We start from the raw sequence: 22,407 nt of genomic DNA, 5'->3' as shown, positions 1-22,407 counted from the left end.
ATGTGATGAAACACTTTGCCTTTGCCTCCATCTTCGCCCTCATGCTCCTGATCATCATTGTGATGAGCGGGAGCATGAGGCTGGTTGTTGCCAATACACCATCAGATGATGGGTTGATGTCACTCACGGAGACCGGTGAGCCACTACCTCCCACTGAGGTGCCGACCCCCACCGACGTGCCGACCGATCCTACTGACGTGCCGACCCCCACCGACGTGCCGACCGATCCCACTGACGTGCCGACCCCCACCGACGTGCCGACCGATCCCACCGACGTGCCGACCCCCACTGACGTGCCGACCGATCCCACCGAGGTGCCGACCCCCACCGACGTGCCGACCGATCCCACCGACGTGCCGACCCCCACCGACGTGCCGACCGATCCCACCGAGGTGCCGACCCCCACTGACGTGCCGACCGATCCCACCGACGTGCCGACCCCCACCGACGTGCCGACCCCCACCGACGTGCCGACCCCCACCGACGTGCCGACCGATCCCACTGACGTGCCGACCCCCACTGACGTGCCGACCCCCACCGACGTGCCGACCCCCACTGACGTGCCGACCGATCCTACTGACGTGCCGACCCCCACCAATACGCCAACCGCCACCGACGTGCCGACCCCCACTGAGGTGCCGCCCCCCACCAATACGCCAACCGCCACCGACGTGCCGCCCGATCCTACTGACGTGCCGCCCCCCACTGAGGTGCCGCCCCCCACCAATACGCCAACCGCCACCGACGTGCCGCCCGATCCTACTGAGGTGCCGCCCCCCACCAATACGCCAACCGCCACCATGCCCACCGAGGATAGCGTGCCCACCGAAGAGACCATCCCAACGACCCTGTTACCTATCGAGGATATCCTACCCACCGAAGAGGCCATCCCGACCGCCTTGTTACCTATCACCGATGTCCCGGCAACCTCAACGCCACAGGCAACGCCAACCTTTGCCACAGGATGGCAACCAACCGCCGAAACGGGGCCAACTTCTGGCCCAGGCACGGGCGGATATGATCCTCCTGGCTCGGGCACCGGCACAGGTAATCCCAACATCTCGGTCATTTTGCCCCATGCCGGTCTTACGCAGACCAACCCTGGCAGCCTGGGCCTCTATGTGCTCGCTGTGAGCCTCATTATGATCGGAGCATACTTACGGTGGAGGCGTTGATCCACAAACAGAGGCGTCTCGGCCTGCACCGCACCCTATTTGGGTTGCTCGCTGTGCTGCTGGTCAGCCTGAATCTCCCAGGAGCAACCACGAGCCAGACGATCGTTCAATCACCCACGACGACTGAAGCCCTGGTCATCACGGTGAGCGCAGGGGGTATGCAGCACCTGACCGGGGCAACCTTGTTGGCCGCAGGGCTCGATCCTGCCGTTGATCCAACCCGCCTCTGGCTCCGCCACGCCGGGCGTGCTATTCCGTTGGAGGTGGATGACGGTGGCGACCAGCGCCTTGATCCAACCGATACCATCCGCTTCTACGCGCCGCCACCGGGCGATCGCTGGAATCTCACCGCGCACTACTGGCTCACCGTCGAGGCGACCACTGGGCCACGCCTAGCCTCGCGGAACGTCGCCGAAGGCACGGCCCCCTCACGCACCGAGGCACGCGAAACAGGCCGGATCTACACTCCACAACGCTACGACTCACGGCGCGCTGGCGCTGACAATGACCACTGGTTTAGCGGCGACCTGCGCGCCGAACCAGGGCGCCCCGATACCATCGCGCTCCCGCTGGGCGCAACTCTCCCACCCGCGACAGGCCCACTGAGCCTGACCGTCACCGGCCAGAGTTATACCACCGGTGCCTTGCATCTGCACATCGCCCTCGCCAACCAGTCCGACATCATCACCTGGACGGGAATAGGCGTGTGGGAACACCAGTTGATGGTGGGGGAGGTGGGAACCAATCACCAGATAGTGCTGCGGGAAAACTCCCCTCCCCCCTCGTGGGGGAGGGGCAGGGGGTGGGGGGCAAGGGAGGCTCCAGACTGTGGCGGCTTCGCGCTGGAGCTTCCCGGCTTAGGCATCGTCTGTGAACCAGGGACAGAAGGCCAAACACAGCAGTTCAATGATCTGGCTCAGACAGACGAAATGCTACACGTGAGCCTCAAGGCTGTCGAGCAACCCGTCGGCACGCTGCTTGACACCATCACCTGGGAGCGTCCGGCGCGGCTCGAATTGGCGGAACAGGGTGTCCTCTTTGAGGGCATCGGCGGGAACTGGCGCTATCAACTCACCGGTCTCCCCCCAAACTGGAACCTCTACGACCTAAGCGAACCAGCTGCACCGGTGCGGCTGCACCCGGCGGCCACCAGCTTTATTGACGGCCCGCAAGCCCGCAGATACCTGATCACCGGCCCTGGCACCCTCCACCAACCCACCGTGACCACATGGCACGCCACGACCATCAACGCACCACAAAGCCTCGACGCGCTCTACATTGCCCCGGAAGCATGGCACGCCAGACTGGAGCCACTGCTTGCGCATCGGCAGACGCAGGGCTACCGCGTAGCGGCGGCGTCGAGCGAAGCAATCTATGATGCCTGGAGCTACGGGGCCGTTGATCCCGAAGCAATCCGGCGTTTTCTCCGCCATCTCACAACAACCTGGCCCGATCCGCCCTCGATGATCATCCTCGTGGGCGACGGCAGCGTTGACCCGCACGACTGGACAAAACGCGGGAGCCTCAATCGCAACATTATCCCACCCTACCTGGCCTACGTTGACCCGTGGCTTGGCGAGGCGGCCTGCGATACCTGCTATGGACGCCTTGCCACCGACGATCCACGGAATCAACAGACGCCAACGCTCGCGATTGGGCGGCTACCGGTCAAGAGTGAAGCTGAGTTGCAGGCACTGGTGGGTAAACTGATCGCGTACGATACCGCTCCTGTCGGCGACGGCTGGCGTCAGACCATTGCCCTGATCGCCGACGACGCCGATACCGCCGGCGACTTTGCTGCTGAGTCCGAAGCGATCGCCGACGCCCTCCCTGCCCAGATGCAGGTGCGACGCGTCTACTACGATCCCTCTGGCACCAATGGCTACGCCTCAGCGGTTGAGGCGCGTCAGCAAACGCTCGCCGCTTTCAACAACGGCGCGAGTCTGCTCGTCTATACCGGCCACAGCCACGCCTGGCAATGGGCCATCACCGACCCAAGTGCCGAATACTCGTGGATGCTTGGGCTCTACGACCCTGACCAACTCACCAACCGCGACCGTCTGCCCGTGGTGCTAGCCATGACCTGCCTGAGCAGCGCCTTTGCCACCCCGGCCATCAGCGGCACCACCGTTGATGAACGCCTTGTCCTGGCCCGCGGCGGCGCCATTGCCGTCTGGGGACCGGCGGGCTTTGGCGTCTCCTACGGACACAACCAACTTCACCAGGGCTTCTTCGAAGCGCTCTGGGCAACCCCATCCAACCAGGCCAGCCTCGGCACCCTGACCCTGGCGAGTCTGCACAACCTCGCCGCCAACAGCGACCTCAACACCGGCCCACTCTTCACCTATCTCCTGCTGGGTGATCCACTGACGCACGTACGTCTTCATGATCATGACGAGGCCCCGCACAACCGCCTCTTCTTACCAGTCGTCAACCGCTGACGCCAACACTTTGCTAACACTTTGCTAGCACCCCTACAACACGACCCTGCTATACTGACAAGCAAGCAGAGGTGTGACAATGTGTCACCCTGAGCAAAGCGAAGGGTCGCGCAATGAATATATCATACACGTCTTCTGTTCGTCAGTGGGGGCAACTCGCAGGAGTCATCCTTTTCCTCACTGCGGCTTTGATCATAACCTTGGCCGTCATTCTTCCAGCAGCAGCGCTTGGGCTCGCTATTGCAGCCGTGGTTGTCGTGACAAGTCTGGTTGTTCGTCAGATGCAGGTTCTCGGGCAGGCCGCCCGGCGGGTTGCCAGTGGCGAACCGGCTTTTGAAGAGCCTGTTCAGCCAACTCTGCGCATCGAATTACCCGACGGCGAGGTAATGGTCGCCCGTCCTGTCGCGATCCCCCAGAGCGACGAGCACACAATGTTGCTTACCCGCAATGGCTATCTGATGGTGAACGGGCGGGGCGAGGTCTTTCATCGGTTGTAGGGCACTGACCCTACCTCCTCATCAACCAGCAGCAGGCGCGGCGCGGGCAACTGCCACACGCAAAATCGACAGCAAGCGGCTTCCCTTGCGCTGAAAAGCTAACCGTACTATACTTCTTGCGGCTGTGAGCGCGTTAGCGAAGAGGAAGATGCTGTGAGTGGTACGCTTGAGGTCGTTCGCGGGATGCGTGATCTGCTTCCTGCTGCCCAGGGTGAGGCCATACGGGTGCGTTCGCACATCGAGGCAATCCTTGAGGCGTATGGCTATGCACCCGTTGATCTACCGATTATTGAACATCGCGATCTCTATCAACGCAAACTCGGTGAGGAACTGGCTGGCAAAGTCTATGAGTTTAGCTTTGGTGGGCGCGACCTTGCCCTGCGACCTGAATGGACAGCCTCAGTCTTGCGGGCTTATGTGGCCCATTTGCAGGATCAACCCCTGCCGCTACGTCTGAGTTATAGCGGGCCGGTCTTTCGTTATGAACGCCCGCAACGCCACACGTATCGCCAGTTTACCCAGATCGGGGGCGAGATCATTGGTGGCCCTGCCCCGCGCGCTGATGCCGAGGCACTCGCCGTGGCATGCGCCGGCCTCGAGGCTGTGGGCATCAACGACTACCGTGTGCTGATTGGTCATGTCGGTCTCGTGCGCGAAATCCTTGCCCAACTCGGCCTCACCGAACGTACGCAGGGCATTCTGGTCTGGGGGCTTGATCGCCTACGCACCCGTGGCCCCGAGGCGATCCGCGAACGGCTGCATGAGGATAACAGCGAAATACCGGCAGGACTCGAGTTGCCTCCCGGGATCGACGAGAGCCAATCAGCCGCCTGGTTGCTTCAGACGCTGCGCATGATGGAACTTGACCTCAGTACGGGAACGCGCCATCCTGAAGAGATTGTGGCGCGCCTGTTGCGCAAGTTGCGCCGACGCGACGAACAGGCGGCGCTTGAACATGCCCTGACAATCCTCACCCACTTGACGAGCCTCAGTGGTCCACCCGCGACCGCGATGCCTGCCATGGCCGCGATGCTCAGCGCGTATAACCTTGAAGCACCTGCCTACCAGGAACTGGGGGCGCTGGTTGAACTGCTCGAGGCGCACGGGCTTGACGCCGAACACATTCGGATTGAGGCCGGGTTGGGGCGCGGCTTGCACTACTACAGCGGCATGATCTTTGAGATTGATGATGCCAGTGGGCTACAACTGTGTGGTGGCGGGCGCTACGATGATCTGGTCGCCGCCCTCGGTGGGCGCGGGCGCGTTCCTGCGGTTGGCTTTGCCTATGGCCTCGAACGGGTCGTCGCCGCCAGCAAGCTCAAGCCTCCTCTCGGTCGCCGCCAGCATGTCCTGGTGGCTCCGGTTGCCGATGATGATTACGGCTATGCGCAACAGGTTGCGCAGCAGTTGCGTACCCAAAACATGATTGTCACGGTTGATCTGCGTGGGCGTGCCGTGGGGCGCAATCTGAGCGATGCCGCACGCCGGGGTATTGATGTGGTAGTGATCGTCGGTCACGAAGAACGCACGAGCCAGACGCTGGTCTGGCGTGAACTGGCCCGGCATCACGAGCAACGGATCAGCCTCGACGACCTGGAGAGCATGGGCCAAGCAGGCTAAGGAGAGGGCACAATGGCCGAAAAGCCCCCCTGGGGTCGCTACAATCAACTGCTTCCGACTCAACTCGCCGCGATCCGTGCTGCGATCCCCGTGATCTATCTGCCCTGGGGGAGTCTGATGTGGCACGGGCCTCATCTGCCCTTTGGCCTTGATACGCTGGTCATCGAAGCGATGGCAGAACGTGCCGTGCAGCGTACCGGGGGCGTCTTATTGCCAACGATGAACTGGGCTAGTGATGGTATTCCGCATCCCGATAATGTCACATTCAACCCAACGACGCTCAATCTGGTGCTCGATGATCTGCTGGCCCAATTGGCGGCCACAGGATGGCGCGTGATTGTGTTGCTCAATGGTCACTACGGCTATAGCCACGATCAGTTCATGATGGAGGCGGCCCAACGTGCGCTGCACCAGCATCAGGTGCTTGTCCTGGCGATCACGCCGCTGACCATGGTCGACGAAGCGATGCTTGACCACGGTGGCCTCTGGGGAACCTCGCTCTTGCTTGCCCTGCGGCCAGATCTGGTTGACCTTGAAACGCTTGGCAATCAGCCCCTGCAACCAGAGACTAGTGGGGTCGTTGGGCGCGATCCCCGCTATACCGCAGCGGCAACGCTTGGCACCAGTGCGCTGAACCTTGCGGTCGAACGGATCGTTGTCGCGGTACAAGATCTCGTGAAACGCAATGATCCCGCTCAGTTAATCGCCCTGTACGAACAACGCCACGAGCGTTATCAAGCTTTTCTTGCCCGCTATGGTAGTGATCCTGCAGAGGTAACTGCACGCTGGTGGGCCGCATTGACGCAAGGTGAATGATTCCATGCTGCGATTTGCGATTCCTTCCAAGGGCCGTGGCTATGATGCGACGTTGAGCCTCCTTGAAAGTTGTGGCCTGCGGGTTGTACGGGCGAATCCGCGTCAGTATACCGCGACGATCCGCGGCCTTCCTGACACCGAAGTCTTGCTCCATCGTCCTGCCGATATTGTCGAAAAGGTTGCCGAAGGCAGCATTGATCTCGGTATTACGGGGTATGATCTGGTGGTGGAACAACGCGGTGATGATCCCGCTTTGCTGACGATCTACGATGATCTTGGCTTCTGGCGCGCCGAACTGGTCTTTGCTGTGCCGCAAGGCTGGGTTGATGTCAGTTCGTGGCAAGATCTCGCCGATCTGGCGATGGAGTTGCGCGGGCAAGGGCGGCGTTTGCGCATCGCGACCAAGTACCCCGAGATTATCCGGCGTTTCTGTCATCAACAGGGCATCAACTATTTTGACCTGATCGACTCGCAAGGGTCAACCGAGGCGGCCCCTGGCCTGGGCTATGCCGATATTATTGCCGATATTACCGAAACAGGCACGGCCATTCGCGATAACCGGCTCAAGATCGTCGGCGGCACGATCTTGCGCTCACAGGCGGTGTTGGTGGGCAGTCGGCGCACGCTGCGCAATGACCAAGGCAAGCTCGCCTTGGTGCGTCAGTTGCTCGAATTGATCGAAGGCCGACGCCAGGGGCGTCTCTTCTATTCGTTGACCGCCAACCTGCCCGGGGCGTCGATCGAGAGCGTTGGACGCCAGGTGACTGCCCGCATGGAACTCGCCGGCTTGCAAGGCCCGACGATTGCCCCGGTCTGGAGCAAATTCGATGCCGAACAGGCGGCACCGCGCTGGTATGCCGTCAATGTTGTGGTGCCCCAGGATGAGTTGTTGCCCGCAGTCCAACACCTGCGCAACATTGGTGCCGTGAGCATCAGTACCGTCCAGGTGCAACACGTCTTCAAAGCCGAAAGCGAGGCGTTTGTGCGTCTGCGCACGGCTCTTAGCGAGGAACGCCAGGATGTCTGAGACCTATCGTGATGCGGGAGTGGATCTTGCGGCTGCAACCATGGCTAAAGCGTTGATGGGCGCAGCTGTACGTTCGACCCATAGCCCGGCGGTACTGGCCGGGATGGGAGCGTTTGGCGGTTGTTTTGATGCCGGGGTCGCTTTGCAAGGCCTACGCGATCCCGTGCTGGTCAGCAGTACCGACGGCGTAGGAACCAAGACCCTCGTCGCTACGGCCCTTCGGCGGTACGAGACGGTCGGGCAAGATCTGGTCAATCATTGTATCAACGATATTCTTGTGCAAGGCGCACGACCGCTCTTTTTTCTTGATTATGTCGCGTCGGCCCGCCTCGATCCCGTCCAGATCGCGACAATCGTCGAGGGCGTCGCCACGGCATGTCGCGCGACGGGCTGCGCGTTGCTTGGCGGCGAGACCGCCGAGATGCCGGATGTTTATGTGGAAGGGGCCTTTGACCTGGCCGGGACGATTGTTGGTGTCGTTGAACGAGCACAGTTATTGCCCCGCACCGACCTTGCGCCGGGCGATGCGGTGCTCGCGTTGCCTTCGACGGGCCTGCACACCAACGGCTACTCACTGGCGCGGCGCATCGCGGCCCGCGATGGCTACGCCGCCCGCCCTGCTGTGCTCGGCGGCGCTAGCATCGGCGAGGCGCTGCTGGCGGTGCATCGTTGTTATCTCCGCGAAGTTGAGGCGCTCCGCAACGCCGTGACGGTGAAAGGCTTGGCCCACATCACCGGGGGCGGACTCTTCGACAACCTGCCGCGCATCCTCCCCAAAGGCATGGGCGCAACCATCACGCGTGGCACATGGCCCATCCCGCCGATCTTCACCTATCTGGTCGAACAGGGCCGCCTGGCCGAGCACGAAGCCTATCACGCCCTCAACATGGGCCTGGGCATGCTCGTCGTGCTCGCCCCAGAAGAGGTCTCTGCGGCGCTTGCGGCGGTACCCGAGGCGTGTCACGTTGGGGTCATCACCGACCGGGCGGAAGTTGTCTTGGTGGATTGAAGGAACGCCACAGCAAGCGCCGTGAGCACTGATAGCGAAATGCGTGAAAACGACCAGCAAAGCTGGTCGTTTTCACGCATTTCAGGAGCAAGCTGCTCAGGCCTGGGGACGAACAACCAGCATCGGAACCGGCGTCGTCTGCATAATCTTCTGCGTGACACTGCCATAGATCCAGCGGCCAAGGCCACCCCGACCATGCGTTGCCAGAGCGATCAGATCAACGCCTTCGCTCTCGGCAAACTCAAGGATCGCATCGGCAGGATAACGGATCAAGACCTCGGTTCCGACCTGCAAGCCCTCATCACGTAGCGGGCCGATCAGGTCAGCGAGATAAGAATGAGCATCGTTGAGCAGTTTTTTCATCGGATCAACGAACTCGGTACTTTTCGTAGCGCTTTCAATGACATCGGGGTATTCGCGGGGAACGGCGCGCATCAACGTCACTTTTGACGCCAGTCCAGCACTAGCCAGTGCTCGCACGTGAGGTAGAACCTGTTCAGCGAGCGGCGAACCATCCAGGGGAACAAGAATGTGATTGTACATAAGGCCTCTCTGATAAACCGGTACTTGCTACCGCAACAACGCATGTAGCGAAGGCTTCATCCAGGCTCCCTTGCCAGGAATTATCCCGGAAGATCAATTTACCCTCCATTGACATTATACCAGTACGAGTTCCACAAAGATAGAGTCCCTTGACGCAAAGCAGGGCGATTGCATCTTCCGTGTATGCACCCCGCAAGGGCACCCGCAAGGGCACCCGCAAGGGGTGCCCGTACACCGGGTTCGGCCCCGGCCCTGTAGGGGCACCCCTTGCGGGTGCCCGTGCCCGTACACCGGGTTCGGCCCCGGCCCTGTAGGGGCACCCCTTGCGGGTGCCCGTACACCGGGTTCGGCCCCGGCCCTGTAGGGGCACCCCTTGCGGGTGCCCGTACACCGGGTTCGGCCCCGGCCCTGTAGGGGCACCCCTTGCGGGTGCCCGTACACCGGGTTCGGCCCCGGCCCTGTAGGGGCACCCCTTGCGGGTGCCCGTACACCGGGTTCGGCCCCGGCCCTGTAGGGGCACCCCTTGCGGGTGCCCTGATAGAGCGTCTTTTTGTATCCGGTTTCGTATGATGCAATTACCCTAGACGCAAAGGCGCTAAGGACGGAGTGCCGACTTCAGTCGGGCTCAGCCGACTGAAGTCGGCACTACGATGAGCGTAAGCTGTCAAGCACCCTAAATCCTTGCCTAAAACGGAAACAGAAGCGGCACAAAGATCATGCAGATCACCAGCACCAGCAGTTGCAGGGGGATGCCCGCCCGCGCATAGTCGGCAAAACGATAGCCACCCGGGGTCAGCACCAGGGTGTTGACAGGTGAGGCGATCGGGGTGGCAAAGGCGGTCGAGGCGGCAATGGCAACGGTCATCAAGAGCGGTTCGGGGGCAACGCCAAGCCTGCTGGCGGCTTCGAGGGCAATCGGCATCATCAGCACCGCCGTCGCCGTATTCGAGATGAACTGACTGAAGATGGTGGTGAGCAAGAACATCCCTACGATCAGCGCCAGTGGCCCAAGGGGGCCGATCGTCTCGACAATGCCCCCGGCAATGAGCGACGTGCCCCCCGTCTTGTTCAGTGCCGTTGCCATCGGCAACATCGCCGCAATCAAGACCAGACTCTCCCAACTCATGCGTTTGTAGACATCCGTGACTTTGACGCAACCCGTCAGCACCAGGGCCACGGCGGCAAACAGCGCAACCGTCATCGTCGGGAGCCATCCTCCCACCATCACGATCAGCATCAAGAGGGTAATGATGATCGCAACAGGGGCCTGCGGTGTCATCGTCGTCTCTTGCTCGGCCTCGAGTTGGGGGGGCACCGCCGCAATCACAAAATCACCGTAGTAGCGCTGGTCACGCACAAGCGGGGCGAGCGTTGCCATTGGCCCGGCGACCAGCAACGTATCCCCGAAGCGCAGTTGTTCCTGGGCAAAGGCTTCCTTGAGAGGCTGCCCCAAGCGTTGCACGCCAAGCACATTGACGCCGAAACGACTGCGTACCGCCAGATCCACCACCGAGCGCCCAAGAAAGCTCGAACGCGGCGTCAGGGCGACTTCGACGACCAGCAACCCCGTGTTCAAATGGCCGCTCTCGAGGGGCGAAGGCAACACATCGAGGTCAAGTTCAATTGCCATGCGCTCGACCTGTGCCACCGGCGCTTGCAGATCCAGCATGTCACCAGCGGCAAAGCGGGTATTGGCATTGACCGCCCGGGCCTTGCCTGGCTCGGCACGATCAATCTGCCACGGGTACGAAGCCAGCAACGTCACATCATACGCTGTGCTCAACGTGCTCTCGACGACGCTCTTGCCAATCAAGGGCGACGTTGGGCGAACACGCAGCGAGACCAGATCATCCTTCACGGCGTATGCATCAATCAATTCAGCCGATGTGAGCGCATCACTGCGCGCATCAGGTGCATCTGCGGGTGGCTGAACTCTGGTAGGGAGCAGATGGCGCCCGGCCAGGGCCATGAAGATGATCGTCACCCCCAAAACAAGCAGGCCAATCGGGGTAAAGCTAAAGAAACCAAACGGATCACGACCGGCATTCGCCAGGGCTTCACTCGCGACAAGATTCGGTGGGGTTCCAATAAGCGTCAACATGCCACCGATGAGGGCCGCATACGCCATCGGGATCAGCAAGCGCGAAGGGCTGATGCGAGCGCGCCGCGCCAGCGCAACCACCACCGGTAGCATAATCGCCACCGTCCCAGTCGAACTGATAAAGGCCGAAAGGGGGGCCACCACCACCATCAACATCACAATAATGCGTAACTCACTTGTCCCGGCAACCCGCCCGAGCCAGCGGCTAATCGAAGCCGCCACCCCCGTCCGCAACAACGCCTCACCAACCACAAAGAGGGCGGCAATCAAGATCACGACCGTATCGCCAAAGCCTGCCGAGGCTTCGGCAGGGGTCAGGATACCGGTCAGGGTAAGGGCGAGCAGCGCAAGCAGCGCCACCACATCCAGACGCAAACGATCACTGACAAAAAGAATGATCGTTGCCAAAAGAATACTGAGTACAATGAGAATGTCACTGGTCATCATGTTCTCCTTACACGGACATCAACACTAAAAGCCCAAAGATATCGCCCAGCAGGTGCGCCAGCCAGACCACCCACAGGTTATTACGGCGAGCAAACATGATGCCATACAAAATCGAATCGACGACAATCAGGCCGATGTCCGTCACCCATGCACCCGCGAGCGCATCAACCCGAGATTGACCAGGGCTGCACAGGCGTAGAGGATCGCGGTGGCGATGAAGAGCGGCCCGAAGCCATAGTCACGTTGCACCTGGGCGCTGATCGGTGGGCCAAAGAGGTAGCCCGCCGAGAACGCTCCTTTGATCAGGCCAATGACGATGGGACGCGCCGCTTCGGGGGTGCGTTCCATCGCATAGACGTCGTAGAGCGGTGAGGCCATGTTCATTAGGGCGGCCCGCACGAACGCAACGATAAAGGCCAGGCCAAGGGTCGGGGCTAGGCCAAGCATGATTAGGCACGGTATCGCTAGAAGCTGTGTGGCAATGACACTGCCCATTTGCCCCAGGTACCGCGCGAGCCAGGGTGCCCCCAGGGTCGCGACACCTGTGCCTATGCCGATGACGGCAAAGATCAAGCCGAGGGCAGCGTCAGAGGCCCCAAATTGCTGCCGAAAGTAGAGGTTGAGAAAGGGGATGAGCAAAGCTGCCCCGGTTGAGATAAGCAGCGGCGAGATTAGGAATGGCAATGCATACCGGCCTGCCACCAGCAAGGTGCGACCTTCCGCCAGCAACACCCCGAGCTTCCTGGGCGACGGCGTCTCACGCGATGTCGCCAGTGGCAGACGATCGGTCGTAGCAACCCGCTCACCTTCACGCAGATTCAGGGCAAGCGGCCAGACCCCAATGACCCCAATAAGGCTCGCCACAGCAAAGGTTGCCTGATACGCCGCCGCGCTCTGCGGGGGAAGATCGAGCAGAACCGCCGCCACCCCCGGCAGCAAACCGCCCACCAGGCTGCCTAGCCCCGCAAAGCCAAGCGCAAAGCCGGCGTTGAGCGCAAAGAGCCGGTTGCGCCCAGGGGCATCAGCACTATAGCGCATCATAAACGGGGCCGCACTCACGGTCGCGAGCACCGAGGCAGGGCCACCGAGCGCAAGCCCAAGGGCCAGCGGCACCAGTGCCGTCGAACTCGCCGTCAGCACCAGCGACACCGCAAAGAGCACCCCGCCCACAAAGAGTCCAACCACCGGGCCGGTACGGTGAACCAGCCACCAGAGCGGCAAGCTGCTCAGCACCCCCGCCACCACCGGGAGGCTGTTGAAAAGCCCGAGCAACGGCAGATCGTTGATCAGCGGCAAGGCGACTGTTTGACGATCATAGCCAAGCTCGACCAGCAACAGATTCAAAAAGAGCATCCGGACCGCTAGACCTGTGGTGAGCAAGGCGGTCGCAAGCAAATAACGTCGAGCGGCACGATGAAGCTGCATATATGTGAGAGATCCAGGTATAATGGATAGACAGAATAGAATCGTACCAGAAAAGACCCGCCGATGGAACTCCTCACCATCCGTGAACTGCCCATGCCTGCGTCAGCGGCCTATCAACGGGCCGTTGCCTATCTGCGCAACGCGGGGTATCGGCGCAAATGGTGGGGCAACAGCTTCGTACGCGATCAGCGCCAGTTCCACAGCGCCGAGCCATCACTCGACCAGTGGTCAGTCAGGGTCGAGGTCGAGGTTCTTCCACAACAACCCGGAACTGCCGTAATCACCGTCATCTTCCGAGTCAATACACGCGGACGCACCATGACCGATCCAGTTCGACACCTCTGGGAACAGGAGGCTACCAAACTGGTGGCAGCCGTCGTGGCTGCGGCACCTTCGTCTACCTGAGGGCACTGTTTTGCCAAGTATCAACGAAACTCCCAGCCGGAGGCATACCATGAAAATCAACTTCTACGCAACGCTACGTCCAATCGTGGGGGGGCGTACGGTGGAACTACCGCTTGAGGAGGGTGTCACCGTACGCGAACTAGTCACCAGCCTCGTGGAGCAATGGCCGCCCCTGCGCGAACAACTGCTCGATGAGCATGGCGAACTCTATCAACACGTCCATGTTTTTATTAACGGTCGCGATGCACCATACCGCGACGGGGGCATGGAGGCAACAATCACCGCCGAAGATGTCATTGATGTCTTTCCGGCGGTGGCAGGAGGATAATGAATACGATCAATTTCGACGAACCAATTCGGGCCGTCCCCCTTTGGCTGTTGCGTGCATATCTAGAAGAGCTTGGAGGCACGCTGGAAGGCGATTACGCCGTACGTGGCACGGACTGGTATGCCTACTTGACGCAACTGCATGACTACGAGGTGGGATCACTCCGGATTGGGCAGGTCTACATCGCTTTTGAGGGTGACACCAACGCCTTGCAACCAATTCGCGACGGCCTGACCGTCAAGCTCCAGACCCGTGGGGGAGGATAAGCAGCGGCTTGCACCACAAAACGGCCAGCGTTGCTGGCCGTTTTGTCATGTGAGCATAAGCAGCAGGCTTAGACGACCTGCAACTGCTGCAACTTGGCCTCGGGCACCACACCATTCACCCAGCCACGGGCGGTATAGTACTCTTCGAGCATCAGATCAAGCTCGCAGACGTGGCCTTCGGAACCAGGCATGGTCGAAGGCTCTTTGGTGAAGCGATCGGGCAGATAGTCGCTGCCCTCGGCGATTCCGGCGAGGTTATTGAAGCGCCGCTCGAGGTTATAGATGCGCTCGCCGGCAACGAGCACATCCTCGACCGTGAACGGAATCCCGGCATAGGCCGAATATTGGGCGGCATACTCCTCGGCACCCTCAGCAAACGCACTGAACTTGCAGAGATCGAGACTATCCGAGAAGGCGTGCAGATCCTGGAAGAGCTTGGTGAGTTCACCCTTGCCCTGCCATGCCAGCGGGTCGGTCTTGAGCGGAATAACGCCAAGCTCACTGGCAGGCGTATAGGCGCGCAGGTGACAGGCACCACGGTTGCTCGTCGCATACGCAATGCCCATGCCCTTGAGCCCACGGGGGTCATAGGCCGGAATGGCCTGGCCCTTGACCGTCATGCTCAACTCGGGATGGTTGAAGTGGGCGGCCACGCGGGCGGTACCCTCGGCGAGGATATCGCCGACACCCTCACGCAGCGCAATCTTCGTCGTCATCTCGACCATCGCCATCGCGTCGCCCCAAAGCAGCGGACCGCCGCCATTGGCATAGCCACGCTCGCAACACTCCATATAACACGAGAAGACATTGCCGAGCTCAATCGGATCCATCCCGTGGTCATTGCAGAGATCGATCAACTTGGCAACCGTATTGATATCATCGAGGCCACAGTTAGCACCGACGGCCCAAGCCGGCTCATACTCGACACTCTCCATGCGCAGGCCCTTCCACGGACCTTCCTTGATCTCAACCTCTTTCTTGCACGCAACCGGGCAAGCGTGGCAGGTGGGATTATCAACGAGAATATTGTCATTGACATACTCACCACTGATCAACTCGGCACGGCTCCCAAAGGAGGTCTTCTGGCTATTAAAAGCCGGCAAGGCCCCCATTGTATTGGTGATATTCATCAACACATTGGTACCATAGACCGAAAGACCACCCTTGCGGGGGCTCGTAATATTCTTCTCGTCCATAATCGTCGCGAGCGCACGCTTATGGGCAACCTTCCAGGCCTCGCGATCATCGGCCTTGGGGATCGCCCGGGCAGCCTTGATCACAATCGCCTTGAGCTGCTTGCTGCCACCGACCGCACCGGTGCCACCGCGGCCAGCCGCACGGTCATTCTCATTGACCCAGCCAGCATAGCGGATCAGATTCTCGCCTGACTGACCGATCGCCATCACACTCAGATCCTTCTCACCGTACCGCTCTTTGAGCATCGGGATCACGGTGTGAATCCCCTTGCCCCAGAGATCGCTGGCATCGCGGATCGAGACCTCACCGTTCTCCAGATAGAGATAGACAGGTGCATCGGCCTTGCCGGTAATGACCAGGCCATCAAAACCCGCCCAACGCATCCGGGCAGCCGACCAACCCCCGATATGGCTATCCGTCACAGTGCCGGTGAGTGGCGACTTGGTCACCACGGCCTGACGCCCGCTCATATTCGCATCGGTACCAGTGAGCGGCCCATTCATAAAGCAGAGCATATTCTCGGGGCTAAATGGCTCAACCTGGGGACCATTCTCAAACAGATAGCGGACAGCGAGGCCACGCGCACCGATATAGAGGCGAGCCCAGTCATCGGGGATGGCGCGATATTCAACGGTACGATGCGTGAGGTCAACGTGGGCGATCCGATTGGCAAACCCTCCAAGCATACAATTCCTCCTTGAATTTTGTAACTACGTGACAGCAACCACGCTATCAGTTACATCATGCCAAACGCGATCCAGGCTACGGCAAACGGTAAGTGACCCGAAAGAACCATTGTTGTACAAGAAAACCATGTCTGCCTGACCGGTCTCTTTTACCAGCACAACATGAACCTTCGGGAAACAGTAGCCCTAAACGATAATACTTCGCGTGTAGTGCTAATTATGCCTTATGCAAGCCAGGGTTGTCAATACAATTACGTGAGTGGTTCTTTACCAATTTTAAAGGCACAGGTTTCTGCGCCCTGGCCCATACACGTACACTGTTCAACCTGAAAGCGCTTGCCGCCACTCGCCCAGGCCGCCGACTCTTCGAGAATGCCACGGGCAAGATAAAAATTCGGTGCAGGATCACGGGCAATGCAGTTCGAGCACTGGGTAATGTGATAGATAAACTCGGTCTTTTCCTCTTTGATATGCGGTCTGAGATCGGTAAAACGATCAAAAACCTGGGTCACCGCATTCAAGATGATCTTCAGCTTCATTGAAGGAGGCATCAGTTTCATCGCGAGATCGGAGACACTGAGCAGCGGGCCAAACTCTCTGAGGCCAAGATTGAAAGCAACCCGACCGGCGCGCAACTCGAGGCCACGGGCACCACGCGGGCCATACATCGTATGGAGTGCTTGCGACGTCGCGGCCTGTGCCTCAAAGGGATACGCCCGTTTGAAATCACTCGGCGGGTAGGCATCGAGATACTGAGGTTGATTGCCTAAACGAAGGACGGCCTTCACCCCGTTGGCTCCCATCACCTCTTCAAGCGAAAGGTAGTAGAGATAGCCAATCTTATTCATGAAGGTGAGGCCGCGAAATTGGTCGATGTTGCTCATAGCCGTACCTGATCCTCCTATCATAGGCACCTGCCCTCCCCTACGCCAGGGCTATGCCTATGATACATACTGTTCATCCGATCCGATGGTTGCCGTTCCGTCGGTGATGGGCATACATTTCACTGCTTAGGATACTACACTGATTCGCATCTTTTTGCCACATGAGAAACCAGAACGTGTGGAGCTTGAATGGTTGCACGAACCGTGTATCATGCTACTAGAACAACAAGCGCGTGCCAGCGCTCAGGCAAGGTCGCCCGGCGTCTGGCTATAGTATAACGCAGAGTGCCAGATTCAGTGAAGAATCTGTCAAGAGAGGTTGAGCATGGGACTGGAGGAGCGCGAACAGCAGCGACTGGCCGCGATTGAGGAGTTTCGGCGGGCACGGCGCCGTGCCCTAGTTGATGATTTGCTGGCCTGGATGACGGGTGAGCCAGACGATCTCCTTGACTTCGAAGAGGTCCATCGCCGCATCGGGGAACAGGGCTGGGCTGTACGCGGCCTGCGTGAAATCCCCATCGAGGCGATTGTCGGTAGTGTGGGACGCTACCACGATTTTACGCGTCACTTTTTGCCGCGTCAGCATTCCCACGAAACCCGCTGGGCCAATGTCCGAGCGGCCATGGGTGAAGGCAAACTCTTGCCCCCCATTGATGTCTATGAGCTTGGCGGCGTCTATTTTGTCAAAGACGGTAATCACCGGGTCTCGGTGGCCCGCGAGCTTGGCATTGACCATCTGCTCGCCCACGTCACCGAGGTGCCCTCACGGGTGACGCTCACCCCCGATGTGACGCCCGATGATCTGATTATTGCCAGTGAATATACCAAGTTGATGGAGGCAACCCGGTTGGATATGGTCTATCCAGAACTTGATCTGCGGGTTAGCGCTCCGGGGGCCTACCAACTGATTGCCGGGCAGATTGAACAGGAACGTCATCGCGCCGCGTTGCGGACAGAAACCACACCAACGCTCGAAGAGGCCGCTGTTTCGTGGTACGAGCGGATCTATCTCCCGGCGATTGACCTGATTGAGAATCGCGGCCTGTTGCGTGATTTTCCAGGACGAAGCGAAACTGACCTCTATGTCTGGATCGCCCGTCACCAGCAGGCGCTCGAGGCAAGTGTAGGGTGGTCTGTCGACTTAAACGCGGCCGCCGCCGATCTGACTCGTCAACGCGGGCAACGCCCCAAACATATCTTTGCCCGTGCGCGTGAACGCCTCGTCAAGACCTTTGTGCCTGAAAAGATGCGCGACGGGCCACCACCGGGTGTTTGGCGGCGACAACGCCTGGCCGACGAACGCACAAAGCAGCTCTTTCATACTATCCTGGTGCCAATCAATGGCGAGGCCGAGAGTTGGCGCGCCCTCGAGCAGGCTATCGTCGTTGCCCATCGTGACGGCGGCTCATTGTATGGCCTGCACGTGATCCCGCCGGATCACGAAGAGCCCGATGAGCGCACTATTGCGAGCATACGCGAGCGGTTTGAACAACGCTGCGCCGAAGAAGGGCTCGTGGGCAAACTCATGGTCGATCACGGGATCATCGCCCGGCAGATCTGTGCCCGGGCGCGCTGGGCCGATCTAGTGGTGATGAGCCTCGCCCATCCCACCCCTGACGAACCCTTTGGCCGCCTGCGCTCGGGGCTACGCGATCTTATTCAGCGCTCACCGCAGCCAGTGCTAACTGTCCCCGACGATATTTCGCCCCTCAATCGCGGGTTGGTGGCCTACGATGGCAGCCCACGCGCCGATGAAGCCCTGATGCTGGCCGCCTATCTTGCGCTACGCGACCGACTCTCGCTTGTCGTCGTCACGGCCCGCGAGCCCAACGATGACCTACGGCTGACGATTGGCCGAGCGCAGGCCTACCTTGAAGAGCGCGGCATTCAAGCGGGCTATGTCATCGACAGCCACCCCGCTGCCGAGGCCATCCTCCGTGCGGCGAATGAACATCGGTCGAACCTGATCTTCATTGGGGGCTACAGTGTTCGCCCTGAAGTCGAGATTGTCATCGGCAGTACGGTGGATCACGTCTTGCGCCAGAGCCAACTTCCGGTCTTGATCTGTCGCTAAAGCGTTCTTTGTTCGTTTCGTTTTGGCGGCTGTGCCGCCAAAACGAAACGAACGCGAGCGAAAACCCTCTAACTCGGCACCACCTGCGTCGCGACGGCGACAAAATGAAAGACACTGCCAACCAGCACAAAGATGTGCCAGATTGCATGGGTGTAGGGCAGGCGTTCGTTACAGAAGAAATAGGTTCCAACGGTGTAGGCGATGCCACCAAGCAGCAAGAAAAAGAGTACCGAGAGTGGCAGCGCATTGATCATTGGCCCGGCTGCAACAACGATCAACCAACCCATCGCAATGTAGAGCAAGGTTGAGGTCAGGCGAAAGCGGGTCTTGAAGATCAGCTTGAAGATAATCCCCGCCACCGCCAGCGTCCAGATGACGGCGAGCAGCACCGGCCCGATGCTACTATCCCGCAGCGTCACCAGCAGAAAGGGCGTATACGTTCCCGCGATCAAGACATAGATCGCACAGTGATCCAAAATTTCGAGCCGACGCTTGATCCGGCTATCCTGCTCCCAATGAAACAACGTCGAAGCAGCGTAGAGCAACACCAGGGCGAGGCTGTAGACAACCGCACCCGTCACTTGCCAGACGTCCGCCGAGCGGGCCGCTAAAGCGACGATGATAATGCCCCCAATGGCACCCGCAATCGCCCCAAGACCATGAGTCAGCGTGTTTGCGACCTCTTCCGGCTGATGTTTCAAATCGAGCATGAGCATAGTGGAGCCACCTCCTTGTGGTATACACCTGATCCTGTGCCAACGCTATCCAGTCCGACATCCATGCAAACGAAGAAGGCCACCTCCTTGGGCTAAACGCGTACAACGGCGCTCGCTGAGCGAGATTGATGGTGCATAGAGTATAATTCCTGCAAGAGAGGCAAACCTTTTGGCTTGCTAGTGCATCTAAGCATAGAGTGCTGGCACAAACGGCCAGCTGCGCTGGCCGTTTGTGCCAGCATCAGAGCGTTTCTTGTTCGTACGGTAGCGAAACACAATGAAGAGAACTATAACGAGACGAGCCCGCATTTGTCAAGGAAAAAAAGGAGTTTGGTATGGGTGAACGTGTAATTGTGGTAGGCGGTGTCGCTGCCGGAATGAGTGCAGCCTCAAAAGCGCGCCGGATGAATTCAGAGCTTGAACTTGTTGTGTATGAGCGTTCGGGCTATGTGAGTTATGGGGCCTGTGGCTTTCCCTATGCGATCAAGGGCGAAATTCCTCAGGTGCGTGATGTGGTGGTGCGTACCCCCGAGCAGTTTGCCAAACAGGGTATCAAGGTTCACGTCGGTCACGAGGTGCTCGCGGTTGATCCTGCCACCAAGAGCGTGCTGGTACGCCGCCCCGATGGCAGCGAATTCCGCGACCAGTGGGATCAACTCGTCCTGACGACCGGGGGCGTTTCAATCCGCCCACCGCTTCCTGGGCTCGATCTGCCCGGTATTTTTACCCTGCGTACCGTCGAGGATGCCCTGGCGATCCGGGAATGGATCGAGACGAAGAAGCCGCAACGTGGCGTGATTGTCGGTGGGGGCTATATTGGCCTCGAAATGGCCGAGGCCCTAGCCGCCTATGGCATCGGGATCGCCTTGATCGAACGGTTGCCCCAGGTGTTGCCAAATCTGGATCATGAGATCGCCGCCCACGTCCAGGCTGAACTCGAACGGCAGCATGTCTCGGTCTGGTTAGAACACGCGGTGGAAGGCTTTGCCGGCGATACCAACGGCGTCCGCGAGGTGATCGCCGGTGGGCAGCATATTCCCGCCGATATTGTCATTTTGTCAGTCGGGATCAGGCCAGGCGTTGGCCTCGCCCGCGAGGCTGGCATTGCCCTCGGGCCGACCGGGGCGATTGCGGTCGATGATCATCAGCGCACCAATGTGCCGGGGATCTGGGCCGCTGGCGATGTCGCCGAGGCGTTGCATCGGGTAACCGGGCGCCCTGCCTGGATCCCTCTCGGAACAACGGCGAACAAGCAGGGCCGCGTCGCTGGCGAAAATGTCGGCGGGGGCAATGCGACCTTCAAGGGTATCGTTGGTACCGCCGTGGTCAAGGCTTTTGACTATGAAGCCGCCAGCAGTGGGCTCTCTGAGGCCCGTGCCCGCGCCGAGGGCTATACCGTTGAGGCGGTCAGCGCGACGGCAAGTTCACGCGCCCACTATATGCCGGGCCACCAGCCAATCCATGTCAAACTGGTCTATGAGGCCGAAACCCGCCGCTTGCTCGGTGGGCAGATGGTCGGCAGCGAGGGCGTCGCCAAGCGCATTGATGTCATCGCCGCCGCGCTGCACAATGGCTGGACAGTTGACGAGCTCGGTGAACTTGACCTGAGTTATGCCCCACCCTTTGCGCCGGTCTGGGACCCCGTCTTGGTCGCGGCCAATCTCGCGCGTCGGTAAAAACGATTCTTCACGAAAAAACGCCAGCTACGCTGGCGTTTTTTCGTGAAGCTATGCTTCATTTATGCTTGTTCAAGAAGATCGGCTAGCGACTCGTTATGCAGATCACGAATACGGTCACGCATCACCTGCGCAATCTGCAGAATAAAGGCAAAGCCAAAGACAGGATCACGATCAAAGAGGGTGCGTAAGGCGACACAGTCAAGCTCGATCATCCGTCCATCAGTTACAGCCTGACCATTTAAGGTCGATTCATAGGGCGGGACAACCGCCGACCAGGCACAAAGCTCACCCGCATTGGCAATGGCAAGCACGACCTCGCGCTGGTGGGCGCTCAGCGCTGGGCCAACCGCACGATTGCCCTGGACCGGGAGTTTGAGCGTGAGTGCGACCTGGCCTTGCAACACCAGATAGAGGTGCGTCAAGAGTTGTCCTTCATGAAAAAAGCTGTCACCTTGCGCAAACGTGCGCTCTTCAGAGAGATCGGCCAGGGCCGTCAGCTGCTCAAACGACATTCGTGCAAAAAAAGGGTACCGGCGCAGCAACTCAGGCGAAACCATTGTGGGCCTCCTCGGTTGAACTTCTGACCAGATTTGACGGTAACAGTTCACTCAGGATAGCATGGACAGTCTGAGGTATGGCGCGAGCAACGGCAGGAGTGATCTGCTCACTGAAATCAACGATGTTTGTCGCCTCAATCGCATAGATAATAATCTCATTGGGTAACAAAAAACCCATGTGCCGCCCCAGGGCCAGTGCTGTCTCAAAACGGGTGTCATGTGACGAAGCACTATGCACCGTTGCACGGTTGGCCTCAAGATCTTCGAGCGTGAGGCGGTGAATGCGCCCAGGCGAAGGTTCCCGACAACAGAAGGCGTCAATCAAGACAACCCGCTCATACCCGATCATCGCTTCCATCAGCGCCAGGCCACCCACACTGGCAGTAGCGACCTCGGCCAGTGGCAGGGCATCGTCACGTTGCGCAAGCGCTGCCTGCACCGCTTCGGCTGCCCGGATGCCCACGGCGTCATCAGTCAGAATAGGATTGCCAAGGCCAAGCACCAGCGTTGCCAT

At 59.7% G+C, this 22,407-nt stretch carries 21 protein-coding genes; 12 read left to right on the top strand and 9 right to left on the bottom strand.

Translation table 11 applies throughout. The annotated features are described in order from the left end of the window. Positions 1-5 precede the first annotated feature (5 nt). The 7 genes from A9Q02_RS24630 (at position 6) to purM (ending at position 8,585) form a co-directional block, all read left to right on the top strand. Positions 6-1,175 (top strand): hypothetical protein, encoded by a 1,170-nt coding sequence (locus A9Q02_RS24630; RefSeq protein WP_216361511.1) that lies wholly within the window; start codon positions 6-8, stop codon positions 1,173-1,175. Next, positions 1,172-3,616 carry a C25 family cysteine peptidase gene (locus tag A9Q02_RS12990; protein ID WP_141508883.1) on the top strand — a complete coding sequence of 815 codons (2,445 nt, stop codon included), beginning with the start codon at positions 1,172-1,174 and terminating at the stop codon, positions 3,614-3,616. The genes A9Q02_RS24630 and A9Q02_RS12990 overlap by 4 nt, the downstream gene beginning before the upstream one ends. 113 nt (positions 3,617-3,729) lie before the next feature. Next, complete coding sequence (locus tag A9Q02_RS12985) at positions 3,730-4,113, top strand: hypothetical protein (RefSeq protein ID WP_141508881.1); 384 nt, start codon at positions 3,730-3,732, stop codon at positions 4,111-4,113. Positions 4,114-4,266: 153 nt separating this feature from the next. Next, complete coding sequence (gene hisZ, locus A9Q02_RS12980; RefSeq protein ID WP_245860534.1) at positions 4,267-5,733, top strand: ATP phosphoribosyltransferase regulatory subunit; 1,467 nt, start codon at positions 4,267-4,269, stop codon at positions 5,731-5,733. Between the two features lie 12 nt (positions 5,734-5,745). Beyond that, the gene (locus A9Q02_RS12975) at positions 5,746-6,549 is read left to right on the top strand and encodes a creatininase family protein (protein WP_097653514.1); all 804 of its coding nucleotides are present in this window, start codon (positions 5,746-5,748) and stop codon (positions 6,547-6,549) included. Positions 6,550-6,553: 4 nt separating this feature from the next. Beyond that, positions 6,554-7,576 carry an ATP phosphoribosyltransferase gene (gene hisG, locus A9Q02_RS12970; protein WP_097653513.1) on the top strand — a complete coding sequence of 341 codons (1,023 nt, stop codon included), beginning with the start codon at positions 6,554-6,556 and terminating at the stop codon, positions 7,574-7,576. After that, positions 7,569-8,585 (top strand): phosphoribosylformylglycinamidine cyclo-ligase, encoded by a 1,017-nt coding sequence (gene purM, locus A9Q02_RS12965; protein WP_097653512.1) that lies wholly within the window; start codon positions 7,569-7,571, stop codon positions 8,583-8,585. The genes hisG and purM overlap by 8 nt, the downstream gene beginning before the upstream one ends. Positions 8,586-8,681: 96 nt before the next feature. Here the strand turns inward: purM and A9Q02_RS12960 are convergent, their stop codons facing one another. The 4 genes from A9Q02_RS12960 to A9Q02_RS12950 form a co-directional block, all read right to left on the bottom strand. Further along, positions 8,682-9,128, bottom strand: coding sequence for a universal stress protein (locus tag A9Q02_RS12960; RefSeq protein WP_097653511.1), 447 nt, complete (start codon positions 9,126-9,128; stop codon positions 8,682-8,684). Positions 9,129-9,813: 685 nt separating this feature from the next. Next, positions 9,814-11,676, bottom strand: a complete 1,863-nt coding sequence (locus tag A9Q02_RS12955) for an SLC13 family permease (protein WP_245860533.1) — start codon at positions 11,674-11,676, stop codon at positions 9,814-9,816. A 7-nt stretch (positions 11,677-11,683) separates the two neighbouring features. Then, on the bottom strand, positions 11,684-11,821 hold the full coding sequence (locus tag A9Q02_RS24265) for a hypothetical protein (protein WP_172450942.1): 138 nt from the start codon (positions 11,819-11,821) through the stop codon (positions 11,684-11,686). Continuing rightward, positions 11,818-13,101: an MFS transporter gene (locus A9Q02_RS12950; RefSeq protein WP_097653509.1), complete on the bottom strand. Its 1,284-nt coding sequence runs from the start codon at positions 13,099-13,101 to the stop codon at positions 11,818-11,820. The genes A9Q02_RS24265 and A9Q02_RS12950 overlap by 4 nt, the downstream gene beginning before the upstream one ends. 63 nt (positions 13,102-13,164) lie before the next feature. Here A9Q02_RS12950 and A9Q02_RS12945 point away from each other — a divergent pair, with 63 nt between their 5' ends. The 3 genes from A9Q02_RS12945 to A9Q02_RS12935 are packed head-to-tail and all read left to right on the top strand — an operon-like array spanning position 13,165 to position 14,100. Next, on the top strand, positions 13,165-13,506 hold the full coding sequence (locus tag A9Q02_RS12945) for a hypothetical protein (RefSeq protein WP_097653508.1): 342 nt from the start codon (positions 13,165-13,167) through the stop codon (positions 13,504-13,506). A 49-nt stretch (positions 13,507-13,555) separates the two neighbouring features. Then, on the top strand, positions 13,556-13,834 hold the full coding sequence (locus tag A9Q02_RS12940; protein ID WP_097653507.1) for a ubiquitin-like small modifier protein 1: 279 nt from the start codon (positions 13,556-13,558) through the stop codon (positions 13,832-13,834). After that, positions 13,834-14,100: a MoaD-like domain-containing protein gene (locus A9Q02_RS12935; protein WP_097653506.1), complete on the top strand. Its 267-nt coding sequence runs from the start codon at positions 13,834-13,836 to the stop codon at positions 14,098-14,100. The genes A9Q02_RS12940 and A9Q02_RS12935 overlap by 1 nt, the downstream gene beginning before the upstream one ends. A 68-nt stretch (positions 14,101-14,168) precedes the next feature. On the opposite strand, the gene A9Q02_RS12930 is transcribed toward A9Q02_RS12935, so the two are convergent. Both A9Q02_RS12930 and A9Q02_RS12925 read right to left on the bottom strand, forming a co-directional pair. Next, positions 14,169-15,983, bottom strand: a complete 1,815-nt coding sequence (locus tag A9Q02_RS12930; protein WP_097653505.1) for an aldehyde ferredoxin oxidoreductase family protein — start codon at positions 15,981-15,983, stop codon at positions 14,169-14,171. A gap of 251 nt (positions 15,984-16,234) precedes the next feature. After that, a complete protein-coding gene (locus A9Q02_RS12925) occupies positions 16,235-16,867 on the bottom strand; it encodes a 4-vinyl reductase (protein WP_097653504.1) in 633 nt (210 codons plus the stop codon). 325 nt (positions 16,868-17,192) lie between these two features. On the opposite strand from A9Q02_RS12925, the gene A9Q02_RS12920 reads away from it, so the two are divergent. Next, complete coding sequence (locus tag A9Q02_RS12920; protein ID WP_097653503.1) at positions 17,193-18,941, top strand: universal stress protein; 1,749 nt, start codon at positions 17,193-17,195, stop codon at positions 18,939-18,941. Positions 18,942-19,009: 68 nt separating this feature from the next. On the opposite strand, the gene trhA is transcribed toward A9Q02_RS12920, so the two are convergent. After that, on the bottom strand, positions 19,010-19,657 hold the full coding sequence (gene trhA / locus A9Q02_RS12915; RefSeq protein ID WP_097653502.1) for a PAQR family membrane homeostasis protein TrhA: 648 nt from the start codon (positions 19,655-19,657) through the stop codon (positions 19,010-19,012). A gap of 335 nt (positions 19,658-19,992) precedes the next feature. Here trhA and A9Q02_RS12910 point away from each other — a divergent pair, with 335 nt between their 5' ends. Next, the gene (locus A9Q02_RS12910) at positions 19,993-21,333 is read left to right on the top strand and encodes an FAD-dependent oxidoreductase (RefSeq protein WP_097653501.1); all 1,341 of its coding nucleotides are present in this window, start codon (positions 19,993-19,995) and stop codon (positions 21,331-21,333) included. A 62-nt stretch (positions 21,334-21,395) separates the two neighbouring features. Here the strand turns inward: A9Q02_RS12910 and A9Q02_RS12905 are convergent, their stop codons facing one another. After that, the gene (locus A9Q02_RS12905; RefSeq protein WP_097653500.1) at positions 21,396-21,893 is read right to left on the bottom strand and encodes a Crp/Fnr family transcriptional regulator; all 498 of its coding nucleotides are present in this window, start codon (positions 21,891-21,893) and stop codon (positions 21,396-21,398) included. Continuing rightward, complete coding sequence (locus A9Q02_RS12900; RefSeq protein ID WP_097653499.1) at positions 21,880-22,407, bottom strand: hydrogenase maturation protease; 528 nt, start codon at positions 22,405-22,407, stop codon at positions 21,880-21,882. The genes A9Q02_RS12905 and A9Q02_RS12900 overlap by 14 nt, the downstream gene beginning before the upstream one ends.

Origin of the sequence: Candidatus Chloroploca asiatica (assembly GCF_002532075.1) — a bacterium.
Classification (GTDB): domain Bacteria; phylum Chloroflexota; class Chloroflexia; order Chloroflexales; family Chloroflexaceae; genus Chloroploca; species Chloroploca asiatica.
Note: the sequence above shows the minus strand (reverse complement) of the source record. Positions and strands in the feature narration are given on the sequence as shown.

What these genes read in the sequence shown, in the direction of transcription:
- A9Q02_RS12985 (WP_141508881.1), top strand. Translation starts at nt 3,730, where the DNA reads ATGAATATATCATACACGTCTTCTGTTCGTCAGTGGGGGCAACTCGCA.
- A9Q02_RS12930 (WP_097653505.1), bottom strand. Translation starts at nt 15,983, where the DNA reads ATGCTTGGAGGGTTTGCCAATCGGATCGCCCACGTTGACCTCACGCAT.
- trhA (WP_097653502.1), bottom strand. Translation starts at nt 19,657, where the DNA reads ATGCTCATGCTCGATTTGAAACATCAGCCGGAAGAGGTCGCAAACACG.
- hisG (WP_097653513.1), top strand. Translation starts at nt 6,554, where the DNA reads ATGCTGCGATTTGCGATTCCTTCCAAGGGCCGTGGCTATGATGCGACG.
- A9Q02_RS12975 (WP_097653514.1), top strand. Translation starts at nt 5,746, where the DNA reads ATGGCCGAAAAGCCCCCCTGGGGTCGCTACAATCAACTGCTTCCGACT.
- A9Q02_RS12910 (WP_097653501.1), top strand. Translation starts at nt 19,993, where the DNA reads ATGGGTGAACGTGTAATTGTGGTAGGCGGTGTCGCTGCCGGAATGAGT.
- A9Q02_RS12940 (WP_097653507.1), top strand. Translation starts at nt 13,556, where the DNA reads ATGAAAATCAACTTCTACGCAACGCTACGTCCAATCGTGGGGGGGCGT.
- A9Q02_RS12900 (WP_097653499.1), bottom strand. Translation starts at nt 22,407, where the DNA reads ATGGCAACGCTGGTGCTTGGCCTTGGCAATCCTATTCTGACTGATGAC.
- A9Q02_RS12955 (WP_245860533.1), bottom strand. Translation starts at nt 11,676, where the DNA reads ATGATGACCAGTGACATTCTCATTGTACTCAGTATTCTTTTGGCAACG.
- A9Q02_RS12950 (WP_097653509.1), bottom strand. Translation starts at nt 13,101, where the DNA reads ATGCAGCTTCATCGTGCCGCTCGACGTTATTTGCTTGCGACCGCCTTG.
- A9Q02_RS12925 (WP_097653504.1), bottom strand. Translation starts at nt 16,867, where the DNA reads ATGAGCAACATCGACCAATTTCGCGGCCTCACCTTCATGAATAAGATT.
- A9Q02_RS24630 (WP_216361511.1), top strand. Translation starts at nt 6, where the DNA reads ATGAAACACTTTGCCTTTGCCTCCATCTTCGCCCTCATGCTCCTGATC.
- purM (WP_097653512.1), top strand. Translation starts at nt 7,569, where the DNA reads ATGTCTGAGACCTATCGTGATGCGGGAGTGGATCTTGCGGCTGCAACC.
- A9Q02_RS12960 (WP_097653511.1), bottom strand. Translation starts at nt 9,128, where the DNA reads ATGTACAATCACATTCTTGTTCCCCTGGATGGTTCGCCGCTCGCTGAA.
- A9Q02_RS12945 (WP_097653508.1), top strand. Translation starts at nt 13,165, where the DNA reads ATGGAACTCCTCACCATCCGTGAACTGCCCATGCCTGCGTCAGCGGCC.
- A9Q02_RS12905 (WP_097653500.1), bottom strand. Translation starts at nt 21,893, where the DNA reads ATGGTTTCGCCTGAGTTGCTGCGCCGGTACCCTTTTTTTGCACGAATG.
- A9Q02_RS12935 (WP_097653506.1), top strand. Translation starts at nt 13,834, where the DNA reads ATGAATACGATCAATTTCGACGAACCAATTCGGGCCGTCCCCCTTTGG.
- A9Q02_RS12920 (WP_097653503.1), top strand. Translation starts at nt 17,193, where the DNA reads ATGGGACTGGAGGAGCGCGAACAGCAGCGACTGGCCGCGATTGAGGAG.